The 11367-nt window shown below is 69.3% G+C and carries 13 protein-coding genes and 1 tRNA gene; 4 read left to right on the top strand and 10 right to left on the bottom strand.

Annotation, left to right across the window (positions count from 1 at the left end):
• The first annotated feature begins 153 nt into the window (after positions 1-153).
• A complete protein-coding gene (gene pknB / locus ACFVYX_RS06445; RefSeq protein ID WP_389680202.1) occupies positions 154-2184 on the top strand; it encodes a Stk1 family PASTA domain-containing Ser/Thr kinase in 2031 nt (676 codons plus the stop codon).
• 68 nt (positions 2185-2252) lie between these two features.
• Here pknB and ACFVYX_RS06440 read toward each other — a convergent pair whose 3' ends face one another.
• The 6 genes from ACFVYX_RS06440 to ACFVYX_RS06415 form a co-directional block, all read right to left on the bottom strand.
• Positions 2253-2927: a class E sortase gene (locus tag ACFVYX_RS06440; protein WP_389680201.1), complete on the bottom strand. Its 675-nt coding sequence runs from the start codon at positions 2925-2927 to the stop codon at positions 2253-2255.
• Between the two features lie 37 nt (positions 2928-2964).
• Positions 2965-4290 (bottom strand): class E sortase, encoded by a 1326-nt coding sequence (locus ACFVYX_RS06435; protein ID WP_389680200.1) that lies wholly within the window; start codon positions 4288-4290, stop codon positions 2965-2967.
• Positions 4287-4925, bottom strand: a complete 639-nt coding sequence (locus tag ACFVYX_RS06430) for an aminodeoxychorismate/anthranilate synthase component II (RefSeq protein ID WP_389680199.1) — start codon at positions 4923-4925, stop codon at positions 4287-4289. The genes ACFVYX_RS06435 and ACFVYX_RS06430 overlap by 4 nt, the downstream gene beginning before the upstream one ends.
• The gene (locus ACFVYX_RS06425) at positions 4922-5083 is read right to left on the bottom strand and encodes a hypothetical protein (protein WP_024760376.1); all 162 of its coding nucleotides are present in this window, start codon (positions 5081-5083) and stop codon (positions 4922-4924) included. Before ACFVYX_RS06425 ends, ACFVYX_RS06430 begins: the two co-directional genes overlap by 4 nt.
• Positions 5084-5147: 64 nt before the next feature.
• Positions 5148-5849, bottom strand: a complete 702-nt coding sequence (locus tag ACFVYX_RS06420) for a class E sortase (RefSeq protein WP_389680588.1) — start codon at positions 5847-5849, stop codon at positions 5148-5150.
• 24 nt (positions 5850-5873) lie between these two features.
• On the bottom strand, positions 5874-6641 hold the full coding sequence (locus ACFVYX_RS06415; RefSeq protein ID WP_389680198.1) for a DUF881 domain-containing protein: 768 nt from the start codon (positions 6639-6641) through the stop codon (positions 5874-5876).
• Between the two features lie 140 nt (positions 6642-6781).
• Here ACFVYX_RS06415 and crgA point away from each other — a divergent pair, with 140 nt between their 5' ends.
• On the top strand, positions 6782-7036 hold the full coding sequence (gene crgA / locus ACFVYX_RS06410; RefSeq protein WP_030321260.1) for a cell division protein CrgA: 255 nt from the start codon (positions 6782-6784) through the stop codon (positions 7034-7036).
• 340 nt (positions 7037-7376) lie between these two features.
• Here the strand turns inward: crgA and ACFVYX_RS06405 are convergent, their stop codons facing one another.
• Positions 7377-8261 (bottom strand): rhomboid family intramembrane serine protease, encoded by an 885-nt coding sequence (locus tag ACFVYX_RS06405; RefSeq protein ID WP_389680197.1) that lies wholly within the window; start codon positions 8259-8261, stop codon positions 7377-7379.
• A gap of 22 nt (positions 8262-8283) precedes the next feature.
• On the bottom strand, positions 8284-8811 hold the full coding sequence (locus tag ACFVYX_RS06400) for a peptidylprolyl isomerase (RefSeq protein ID WP_389680196.1): 528 nt from the start codon (positions 8809-8811) through the stop codon (positions 8284-8286).
• A 172-nt stretch (positions 8812-8983) separates the two neighbouring features.
• Between ACFVYX_RS06400 and ACFVYX_RS06395 the strand changes: the two genes are divergently transcribed.
• Complete coding sequence (locus ACFVYX_RS06395; RefSeq protein ID WP_389680195.1) at positions 8984-9688, top strand: DUF5324 family protein; 705 nt, start codon at positions 8984-8986, stop codon at positions 9686-9688.
• 282 nt (positions 9689-9970) lie between these two features.
• Here ACFVYX_RS06395 and ACFVYX_RS06390 read toward each other — a convergent pair whose 3' ends face one another.
• Together ACFVYX_RS06390 and ACFVYX_RS06385 are read right to left on the bottom strand one after the other, a co-directional pair.
• Positions 9971-10354, bottom strand: coding sequence for a DUF6344 domain-containing protein (locus tag ACFVYX_RS06390; protein ID WP_389680194.1), 384 nt, complete (start codon positions 10352-10354; stop codon positions 9971-9973).
• A 235-nt stretch (positions 10355-10589) separates the two neighbouring features.
• Positions 10590-10662: transfer RNA gene (locus ACFVYX_RS06385), tRNA-Ala, on the bottom strand.
• 129 nt (positions 10663-10791) lie between these two features.
• Between ACFVYX_RS06385 and ACFVYX_RS06380 the strand changes: the two genes are divergently transcribed.
• Positions 10792-11340: a helix-turn-helix domain-containing protein gene (locus ACFVYX_RS06380; RefSeq protein ID WP_389680193.1), complete on the top strand. Its 549-nt coding sequence runs from the start codon at positions 10792-10794 to the stop codon at positions 11338-11340.
• Positions 11341-11367 lie beyond the last annotated feature (27 nt).

Here is an 11367-nt window from a genome sequence, read left to right as displayed (position 1 = left end):
CCACGGCCCCGTACCTGCCAGGTACCGGTCAGGTATCAGCTACCGGCCCCGGGCGGAAGGTCTTCCCGGGGCCGGTAGCGTATGCGCGAACAGCACACACCGCCGGACCACCCATGGGTGCGGTCGGGACAGACGGAGAGGGCTGGATTAGCTATGGAAGAGCCGCGTCGCCTCGGCGGCCGGTACGAGCTGGGCTCGGTGCTCGGCCGTGGTGGCATGGCCGAGGTGTACCTCGGTCAGGACACCCGGCTCGGCCGCACCGTCGCCGTGAAGACGCTGCGGGCCGACCTGGCCCGCGACCCGTCCTTCCAGGCCCGGTTCCGCCGTGAGGCACAGTCCGCCGCCTCGCTGAACCACCCGGCGATCGTCGCGGTGTACGACACCGGCGAGGACTACGTCGACGGGGTCTCCATCCCGTACATCGTGATGGAGTACGTCGACGGGTCGACCCTGCGTGAGCTGCTGCACTCCGGGCGCAAGCTGCTGCCCGAGCGCACCCTCGAGATGACGGTCGGCATCCTCCAGGCGCTGGAGTACTCGCACCGCGCCGGCATCGTGCACCGTGACATCAAGCCTGCGAACGTCATGCTGACGCGCACCGGCCAGGTCAAGGTCATGGACTTCGGCATCGCGCGCGCCATGGGCGACGCGGGCATGACCATGACGCAGACCTCCGCGGTGATCGGCACGGCCCAGTACCTCTCCCCGGAGCAGGCCAAGGGCGAGCAGGTCGACGCGCGCTCCGACCTGTATTCCACGGGCTGTCTGCTGTACGAGCTCCTGACCGTCCGTCCCCCGTTCATCGGCGACTCCCCGGTCGCGGTCGCGTACCAGCACGTCCGCGAGGAGCCGCAGCCGCCGAGCAACTTCGACGCCGAGATCACGCCCGAGATGGACGCCATCGTCCTCAAGGCACTGGTCAAGGACCCCGACTACCGGTACCAGTCCGCCGACGAGATGCGGGCGGACATCGAGGCCTGCCTCGACGGTCAGCCGGTCGCCGCCGCCGCGGCGATGGGCATGGGCATGGGCGCGCCCGCGTACGGCGGGGGCTACGGCGGCTACCCGCCGGAGGACCAGCCGACGACGGCGCTGCGCCAGGCCGACCCGGCCGGCCAGACCTCGATGCTGCCCCCGATCAACCCGGACGACGGCGGCTACGGCTACGACGACCGTCCGGACCGCCGTCGCGGCGGCCAGAAGAAGTCGAACACCTCGACGATCCTGCTGGTCCTCGCGGGGATCCTGGTACTCGTCGGCGCGATCTTCATCGGCGTATCGCTGTTCGAGGAGAAGGAAGGCACCCGTCAGGTCTCCGTCCCTCAGCTGGTCGGCCAGACCGTCGAGGTGGCGACAGGGCACGCGGCCAACGCCAGCGTGAAGATGCAGGAAGCCGGCACGGAGCGCTGCGACCAACCCAAGGGCTCCATCTGCCGTCAGGTCCCGGCCGCGGAGAACGGCGCGAAGATGGACACCGGCAGCACGATCCAGGTGTACGTCTCCGAGGGCGCCCCGCTCGTCGAGGTCCCGGACGTCAAGGAGAAGTCCCAGGAGAGCGCCGAGACGGTCCTGAAGGACAAGGGCTTCACGGTCAAGGTCGACCAGGAGGAGTCCGACGAGGACCCCGGCACGGTCCTGCGGCAGAACCCTGACGGCGGTACCAAGGCGGAGCAGAACTCCGAGATCACGATCACCGTCGCGAAGCAGAAGCTGTCCCAGCTTCCCGACCAGAAGGGCCGGACCTACGACCAGGCCCTCCAGCAGCTGACCCAGCTCGGCTTCACGAACGTGACCAAGGAAGAGGTCGACAACGATCAGCCCGCGGGCACGGTCGTCGACCAGACCCCGGCCGGCCCCTCGGACCAGCCGAAGGACGTCCAGATCACGCTGAAGGTCTCGAAGGGCCCGCAGCAGCCGGCCCAGGTGCAGCTGCCGACGGGCCTGGCCGGCAAGCCGTTCAAGGACGTCAAGGCACAGCTGGAGGCCATGAACCTGAAGGTCACCCAGCAGGGCTCGGACAAGGAGGACGCCCTGGTCATGGGGACGAACCCGACCGAGGGCTCGATGGTCACTCCCGGCCAGGAGATCAGCGTCTACACCGTCGGTGGCGGCGGCAACGGCGGCGGCAACGGCGGCGGGGACAACAACGGCGACAGCAACGGTGGCGGCGGCTTCTTCGACTGAGCCCCGTCCCCTACGGGAGAGCCCCGGCATCCAGTGGATGCCGGGGCTCTCCCGTATGTCGGCCCGCCTCAGCGCAGCTCCGCGGGAGGTGTCCGGTCACGGTCGACCTTCTCCGTGCGCTCCAGTTCGCCCCAGACGATGTACCGGTAGTCGGAGGTGTACATCGGGGTGCAGGTGGTCAGCGTGATGAACCGGCCGGGCTTCGTCCTGCCGGATTCCTTCGGTACCGGCTGGAGGACGTCCACGTTGTACTTCGTGGTCTCCGGCAGGGACTTGTAGACCTTGTAGACGTACCAGGTGTCCTTCGACTCGAAGACGATCGCGTCCCCGGTCTTCAGCTTGTGGATGTTGTGGAACTTGGCGCCGTGCCCGTCGCGGTGGGCGGCGAGCGTGAAGTTTCCCTGCTTGTCCTGGGGGAGCGCCGACTTGATCGGGTCGGTGTAGTAGCCGGCGACACCGTTGTTGAGGATGGCGCTGGTGGTGCCCCGCTTGACCAGTATGTCGTCGCCGCCCATGGCGGGGACGTGCAGGAAGCCGATGCCGTCCTTGGTGTCGAGCGCCCCCGGTCCGCCGGCCCAGCGGTCGCGGACCTGGGCGCCGTCCTGATCGGCGGCGCGGTCGGCGAGGACGTTGGTCCACCACAGGGAGTAGACGACGAAGAGGCCGAGGACAAGGCCCGCTGTGATGAGGAGTTCGCCGAAGAGGCTGATGATCCCGGCGATCCGATTGCGCGCGCGTGCCACTAGGTCGTCCCGTCGTCCCGTCCGGAGGTGTCGGGTCTCAGCCTACGAGCGCTTTCGGCTTTCCTTCGCTGCGCGGGCGTTCCTCGACCAACTTGCCCCACACGATCATCCGGTACGTGCTGGTGAACTCGGGCGTGCAGGTGGTCAGCGTGATGTACCTGCCCGGCTCGGTGAAGCCCGAGCCCTTCGGCACCGGGTCGATCACGGAGACGTTGGAGGGCGCGGTCTGCGGCAGGATGCTGGCCATCTCGTAGGTGTAGTACGCGCTCTGGGTCTCGACGACGATCGGGTCGCCGGGCTTCAGCCGGTTGATGTACCGGAACGGCTCGCCGTGGGTGTTGCGGTGGCCGGCGACCGCGAAGTTGCCCTGCTTGTCGGAGGGCATGGCCGTCTTGAGGCTTCCTTCGGCGTAGTGCCCGGCCATGCCCTTGTCGAGGACCTTGGCCTTGTCGATGCCCTCGGCGACGGGGACGACGACGTCCAGCTTGGGGATGTACATGATGGCGAAGCCCTCGCCCGGCTCGAAGGCCTCCGGCTTGCTTTCGCCCTTGGCCCAGGTGTCCTCGATCTGTTCCTTGGCCTGGTCGGTCTCCTGGCCGGCCAGGACGTTCGTCCACCACAGCTGGTAGGTGACGAAGAGCAGCATCACGACGCCGAGGGTGATGAAGAGTTCACCGACGGCCCGGCTGGCGACGACACCGACGCTGTCCTTGGCGGCGCGGGCCGCGCGCCGGGCCTCGACGCGGGAGAGCGGGGCCGCGGGCGGGGCACCGGAAGGGGCGGTGCGCCCCTTGCTCCGGCCGCCCTTGGCCGCACGGCGACGTTCGGCCCTGCCGGGCCCCGGAAGCGGCTCCACGGCCCTTAGGGGCATCGTCTCGCTCGGGGAGGGCGGGGAGGGCACCTCGGCCTCGTAGGGCTCGTACGAGGGCACGTGGGGGCCCTCGGGGGCGGGCTCGAGTCGCCGGTGCGACCGCGGGGGTGCCACGGTCTCCTCGGCGACGGCGGCCTGCCCGTACGCGGCAGCGTGCTCAGGCGCCGCGGCCTGCCCGTGCGCCGAGGTCTCGCCGTACGTCGAAGTCGTCTCCCCGTACGTCGTCGTGGTGTCTCCGTGCGGCATCGTGGCGTCCCCGTACGCCGTGCCCCCGTCGTACCCGGGAGGCGTTTCCCCGTACGCCGTGCCCCCGTCGTACCCGGGAGGCGTTTCCCCGTACGCCGTGGCCTCCCCGTACCCGAGGGCCGCCTGCTGATCGACCGGTTGCCCGTACGGGGGCGCCGGGGGCGACGGGACCCCGTACGGGTCTGCGGGTATCGGCTCGGGTCCCGGTTCGTTCGTCGGCCGGAACCACGGAGAGCCCGTCGTCACGCGACGGCCTTGCCCACCACCGGCGCGAGCCCCGCCGACCGTGCGACCGCCCCCTTGTCGCCGCACTGCTCCAGCCAGTTGGCGAGCATCAGGTGGCCGTGCTCGGTGAGGACCGATTCGGGGTGGAACTGGACGCCTTCCACGGGCAGTTCCCGGTGGCGCAGGCCCATGATGATGCCGTCCTCGGTCCGCGCGGTGACCTCGAGCTCGGCCGGCAGGGCGGCGGGCTCGGCGGCCAGCGAGTGATAGCGGGTCGCGGTGAACGGCGAGGGCAGACCGGCGAAGACGCCCTTGCCCTCGTGCGTGACGGGCGAGGTCTTGCCGTGCAGCAGCTCGGGCGCGCGGTCGACGACTCCGCCGTACGCCACGGCCATCGACTGCATGCCGAGGCAGACGCCGAAGACGGGCACGCCGGTGGCCGCGCAGTGCCTGACCATGTCGATGCAGACGCCGGCCTGCTCGGGGGCGCCGGGTCCCGGCGACAGCAGGACGCCGTCGAAGCCGTCCTGCGCGTGGCTCAGCTCGACCTCGTCGTTGCGGAGGACTTCGCACTCGGCGCCGAGCTGGTAGAGGTACTGAACGAGGTTGAAGACGAAGCTGTCGTAGTTGTCGACGACGAGAATTCGCGCGCTCACTGGCCGTCCACCGTCACATCGTTGAACGGAAGCAGAGGCTCCGCCCAGGGGAACACGTACTGGAACAGGGCATAGACGACCGCGAGCACCAGCACGATCGAGATCAGCGCCCGCACCCACGCGTTGCCCGGCAGATGCCGCCAGATCCAGCCGTACATGACGTCGACCGCCCCTTCCGTTCGTTACGGGGACCAGAGTACGGGTCGAGGGGGCCGTGAGGGGTCAGCTGCCCCAAGCCTGTGGACGACTCTCCAAAGCCTGTGGACGGCCGTCGGCGACCGGCAGGGTGGCGTCGAGGTGTGCCCAGACGACGAGCCGGTGGCTGCTTCCCCACTCGGGGTCGCAGGTGGTGAGGGTGAGATAGCGGCCGGGCCCGTCGAAGACCGCCGCGTTCTTCCTGAGGGGCCTGGGCACCGGGTCGACGACTCCGACGTCGGTGGGCACGGTCCGGTAGGGGGCGCGGGCGATCCGGTACGTGAACCAGGTCGTCCCGTCGGTCAGGATCACCGCGTCACCGGCGCGCAGCCGAGGGAAGTCCTTGAAGGGGTCGCCGTAGGTGCGGCGGTGGCCGGCGACGGCGAAGTTCCCGGTCCCGCCGAGCCGGGCGGTGGCCGTGTAGTGACCGAGGCCCTTCTTGAGGACGTGCGCGCCGGTGCCTTCGAGGACGGGCCATTTCCAGTCCTCGCCGAGCCTGGGGACGTACATGACGGCGATCCCCCGGCCCGGGGCGTACGGCAGGGCTCGGGGGGCGGGCGCGGCCGTGACCGGGGTGTTCGTCCACTCCCGCTGGAGGGTGTCGATCTGGCCGGCGCTCGCGCTCCCGGCCTGGACGCCGGTCCAGTACAGGACGTACACGACGAAGAGGACGATCAGGGTGCCGAAGGTGAGGCACAGTTCACTGAAGGTCCTCACGACGAGACGCAAGCCCCCCAAGCCGCCCTCCCGCTGTCAGCTCACCGGCTTCGCGTGGTGGAGGTCCACTGTGCCCGAGTAGCCGGGAAGAGTCACCGCCCTGTGGTCGTCGACTTTCCAGCCGAGCCCGTACGCCTTCACGTACAGCTGGTAGTTCTGGATCGCCGGGGAGCCGGCGAGCGCCCTGCTCAGCTTCCCCCGGTCACCGACGGCCGTGATCTTGTACGGGGGCGAGTAGACGCGGCCCTGCAGGATCAGGGTGTTGCCGACGCAGCGCACGGCGCTGGTGGAGATGAGCCGCTGGTCCATGACCCGGATGCCCTCGGCGCCGCCCTGCCACAGGGCGTTGACGACGGCCTGGAGGTCCTGCTGGTGGATGACGAGGTCGTTGGCCTGCGGCTCGGGGTAGCCAGGGGCGGCCTGCGCGTTCGGCGGAGCGTCGTCGAGGGTGACGGTGAGGCCGGAGCCGGAGACCTCGGTGGTGCCCGCCACCGCCTCGAGGGCGTCGAGTCGCGCGTCCTCCGCGCGGGTGGATCCGTCGTCGCGGGCGGCGAGCGCGTCGACCTCGGAGCGGAGGGCGGAGGTGGACTCGTCGAGGCCCGCGTTCTTGTGGCTGCGTTCCTCGATCAGGTCGGAGAGCCGCAGGAGAGAGGCGTCCGTGCGGATGTTGGTGCCCTTGGCGGTGTTGAAGCTGGTGACGAAGATCAGGCCGGCGAGGGCGAAAACGGCAAGGGTGAGGACCTGGACGGGGCGCCACCTCGTGGTGCGGCCCGCCCGTTCGGGAGTACCGGCGGAATTGCTCAACGTACCCTGATCCCCTTCGGTGCCGCGGAACCACTACGCTAACGGACGCCTGGGGGACGCAGTCGTCCTCCTTCGTCACATCCCGGCGCCAGCCACAGTTCCCTGCGCGGTCACGCAGCGCATCGACAGGAGAGTCCCTCGTGCCGAAGTCACGGATCCGCAAGAAGGCCGACTTCACGCCTCCGCCCGCCAAGCAGGCGACCAGTATCAAGCTGACCAACCGCAGCTGGGTGGCGCCTGTGATGCTGGCGCTGTTCGCCATCGGTCTGGTGTGGATCGTGGTCTTCTACGTCACCGACGGTTCGATGCCGATCGAGTCGATCCGGAACTGGAACATCGTGGTGGGCTTCGGCTTCATCGCGGCCGGCTTCGGTGTCTCGACACAGTGGAAGTAGTCGGTGAACAACCGGTGAGGAGCAGGGGAGCCGGCGGGATCTAGCGCCCCCGAGGGCAGTCGTCAAGCTCTCCCCTGAACTTATCCACAGCGTTGTGCACAGCACTGGATAACTTACGAAGATCTGTGGATAACTCACCACGAGGTTGACGCCGGTATGACCGGAATCACACCCTCGTCGAAATCCGCAGCGCCCCTCGCCTCCCTGGACAAACACCAGGTCAGAGGCGAGGGGCGCGGTCTTTCCCCAGAGAGCGGGGGTGGCCCGCCCCAGCGGGGCCACACACTGTGGATAACTCTGGGGAAAGCTCGCAGAGAAGCTCTTTCAGCGCCCTGTGCGCTCAGGTGAGCGCAGCCGAGCGGGCGAGAACCATCCCCAGGTCGATCAGCAGCACCAGTCCACAGGCCCCGTACTGCACGAGGTCCCGGCGGGTCCGCGGCGCGTGCACGAGCGCGTACGTCACGAGGGCGCCGGCGACCAGACCGCCGACGTGGGCCTCCCAGGAGATCCCCGGACGGGTGAACGTCATCAGCAGCGAAAGCGCCACGAAGAGGATCACCGGCCGCATGTCGTGGCGGCGCCGACGGGTCAGCACCACCCAGGCGCCGATCAGGCCGTAGACGACGCCGGAGGCACCGAGCGAGGGCTGGTTCGGCGCGGCGACGAGATAGGCCAGTACGGAGCCGGAGAGACCGGAGAGCAGACAGAGGACCGCGTACCGGATCCTGCCCAGCTCGGGCTCGACGATCCCGCCGATCACCCACAGGCCCAGCACGTTGAAGAGGATGTGCCAGACCTCCTGGTGGAGGACGGTCGAGGTCAGCAGCCGGTACCACTCGCCGTCCGCGACCCCGACGACCTCACCGAGCGCCGGGCTGAAGGCGTAGCCGATGAGCACGAGCTCGTCGACGAACCGGTCGCCGAAGGCCAGGACCGCCAGGTAGACGGCGAGGTTGATCCCGATGAGGATCTTGGTGACGAGGTGGTCGTCGGAGGCCACCTTGCCGCCCGCCAGCGTCCTGGGCTGGTTCGCGTCGGCCGCGTGGCCGGTCCCCGAGCCGTTGCGCACACAGTCGGGGCACTGGAAGCCCACGGAGGCGGAGATCATGCACCGCGTGCAGATCGGCTTCTCGCAGCGGGTGCAGCGGATGCCGGTCTCGGCCTCGGGATGGCGGTAGCAGCGGAGCGGACCGGCGGGCGGGTCCGTGGAAGGACGCGGGTCCATGGAGGTTCCGTCCCTTCCCGTCTCAGCGCTTCTCGATCACCACGGACTCGAGGACCACGTCCTGGAGCGGTCGCTCCGTGTGCGGGTCGGTCGCGGTCGTCGCGATCGCGTCCACGACCTTCCTGCTCTCCTTGCTCACGACCTCGCCGAAGATGGTGTGCTTGCGGTTCAGCCAGGTCGCGGGGGCGACGGTGACGAAGAACTGCGAGCCGTTGGTGCCGGGGCCCGCGTTGGCCATGGCCAGCAGGTAGGGGCGGTCGAAGAAGAGCTCCGGGTGGAACTCGTCGGCGAAGGAGTAGCCGGGGTCGCCGGTGCCGTCTCCGAGCGGGTCGCCGCCCTGGATCATGAAGTCCTTGATGACCCGGTGGAAGACCGTGCCGTCGTAGAGCGGGTCCGACGAGACCGTGCCGGTCGCGGGGTGCGTCCACTCGCGCTCGCCCGAGGCGAGTTCGACGAAGTTCCGGACCGTCTTCGGAGCGTGGAACGGCATCAGCCGTACCTCGATGTCACCCAGGCTGGTCTTGAGGATCGCGTACAGCTGCTCGGCCACGGTCGCCTTCCGTCCACGTCATGTCGCGTCGTCCCACGTCTGTCTCTGGCGTGTCCGATCCTCGCATGCCCCGTATGCCCGCCCCACATGCCGGACCTCGTTCCGGCGGGCATGATTCCGAACAGGATGGAAAGGTGAAAAACCGACATCGCCACCGACGAGGAGGAATCCTGTGACCCGCATGGACAGCGTGCGCGCCGCGACAGATTCGGCGAAGGAGAGCGTCATGCACGCCGCGGAAGTGGTGGCGCCGTACGCCGACACGGCGAGGGACCAGGCCTCGCACTACGCGCACGAGGCGCGCGAACTGCTCGCGCCGAAGGTCTCGAAGGCCGCTCGACAGGCCCGAGTACAGGCGCGTGCGCAGTACGACTCGTATGTCGCGCCGCATGTACCGCCACGGGTCGACGCGGCCGCACAGCGTGCGGCGGTCAAGACCCGCCGGGCCGCCCGTCAGGCGGCCGACTACACCGTTCCGCGTGTCGAACACGCGGTCTCCGCGACCGGGCCCGTCCTTGAAGAGGCCGGTTCGCGTTCCACCGCCGCCTGGGCCGCGCTGCGCGGTCAGGTGACGCCGAGGGAGATCCAGAAGATCGTGAAGAAGCGCGAGCGTCGGGCCAGGGCCGGACGCCTCGCCAAGGGCCTCGTGGTCCTGGGCGTTCTCGCCGGCGGCGCGTTCGCCGCCTGGAAGTGGTGGGACAAGCAGGCCAATCCCGACTGGCTGGTGGAACCTCCCGCTCCCACCGAGGTGGACGAGGGCACCGTACTGACGTCCGTCGACGAAAGTGGGGCTTCTCTCGACCCGGACGTGGAGGTCGACGAGGCCGCAGCCGCGGCCGAAGCCGAAGCAGCCGCCGAACGCGACGAGCGCCGCTGACCGACCGGGTGTGCGCTCTGCGGGGTGCTCCCGGGTTCTTCCGGTTGTGCCCTGCGAGGTTCTACGGGGTCCCAAAGGGGTTCTACGGGGGTGCTACGGAGCGTTCTACGGATTCCACGGAGCGTTCTGCGGGTTCCGCCGAGTGAGCTCTGCGGGTTCTGCGAGGTTCTGCGGGTTCTGCGGGTTCTGCGAGGTTCTGCGGGTTCTGCGGGTTCTGCGAGGTACTACGAGGTGTTACGAAGCACTACGCGGTGCGGGGAGAACTGGATCGTCTCCCCGCGCCTACGCCGCTGCGGCCGGCGCGAGCTCGGCCGGCGCGGCGGTCTCGTCGTTCTCGGCCCCGGCGCTCGCGCCGGTCGCGGAGCGGTGCCGGGCGGCGGGAGACGAACCGTGGGCCTCGGCGGCGATGCGCTGCTTGATGGTGGGCGGCAGGGATCGGTCCCCGGCGAGCGGCCACCGATGGGCCCTCTGTGCCGGTACGGCGGCCAGGGCGGCGCGCTCCTGGGCGACGGGGGCGGCGGCCGCGGTGCCGGCCGGCTCCTCGGGCTGCTGCACGGCGGGCTGCGCGGCCGCGGCGGCGGTGCCCGCCAGGCCGACGGAGGCGAGCAGGGCGAAGAGGACGGAGATGAAGGCGGTCCAGAACTGCTTGACCTTGGCGGTGGCCATGGCCCCTCACTTTCGTGACGTTCTCGGATGGTTCATTTCGGATTGCGCGCTTTTCGTACCTCCCTCATCATGTGGATGCGCCCCCGTTTTCCGCGGAGCGACGCCCCCGCCGCGCAGTTCTTCCGATGAACACCACCCGTCCGGAGCAGCGGCCACTCCTGTGCCATGAGCGCGCACCCCACGCAAAACACCCCCTCCGAACCGCGTTTCCGCAGTTCGAAGGGGGTGTTCGGGGTGGAGCCTAGGGGAGTCGAACCCCTGACATCTGCCATGCAAAGACAGCGCTCTACCAACTGAGCTAAGGCCCCGGAACGAGAACAGCGTACCGGGTCACCCCCCATGCCCGGCAAAAGGATTGGGACTCCCGGTCGGCAACCACTCTCCGTAAGATGCTGACCGAGGTTCGCAGTGGCGAACCGCAGGGATGGGGAGAAGTAATGGACGCAGCGCAGCAGGAAGCCACGGCCAGAGCCAGAGAGCTTCAGCGCAGTTGGTACGGAGAGCCGCTGGGGGCGCTCTTCCGTCGGCTGATCGACGATCTCGGGCTCAACCAGGCCAGGCTCGCGGCCGTGCTCGGACTGTCCGCGCCCATGCTGTCCCAGCTGATGAGCGGCCAGCGGGCCAAGATCGGCAACCCGGCCGTCGTCCAGCGCGTCCAGGCACTCCAGGAGCTCGCCGTTCAGGTCGCCGACGGCACTGTCAGCGCAGCCGAGGCCACCGACCGCATGGACGAGGTGAAGAAGTCTCAGGGCGGCTCCGTCCTCACCAGCACGGGTCAGACCACCACCGGCCCGGGCGCGCCGACCGTCCGTCGCGTGGTCCGCGAGATCCAGTCGCTGCTGCGCTCCGTAGCGGCGGCCGGCGACATCATCGACGCGGCCGACTCCCTCGCCCCGGCCCACCCGGAACTGGCAGAGTTCCTCAGGGTGTACGGCGCCGGGCGCACCGCGGACGCGGTCGCCCACTACGAGTCGCACCAGAACTGACGAGGTCGGCAGCCGGCCGGCATCGCC

Origin of the sequence: Streptomyces sp. NPDC058326 (assembly GCF_042879855.1) — a bacterium.
Lineage (GTDB): Bacteria > Actinomycetota > Actinomycetes > Streptomycetales > Streptomycetaceae > Streptomyces.
Note: the sequence above shows the minus strand (reverse complement) of the source record. Positions and strands in the feature narration are given on the sequence as shown.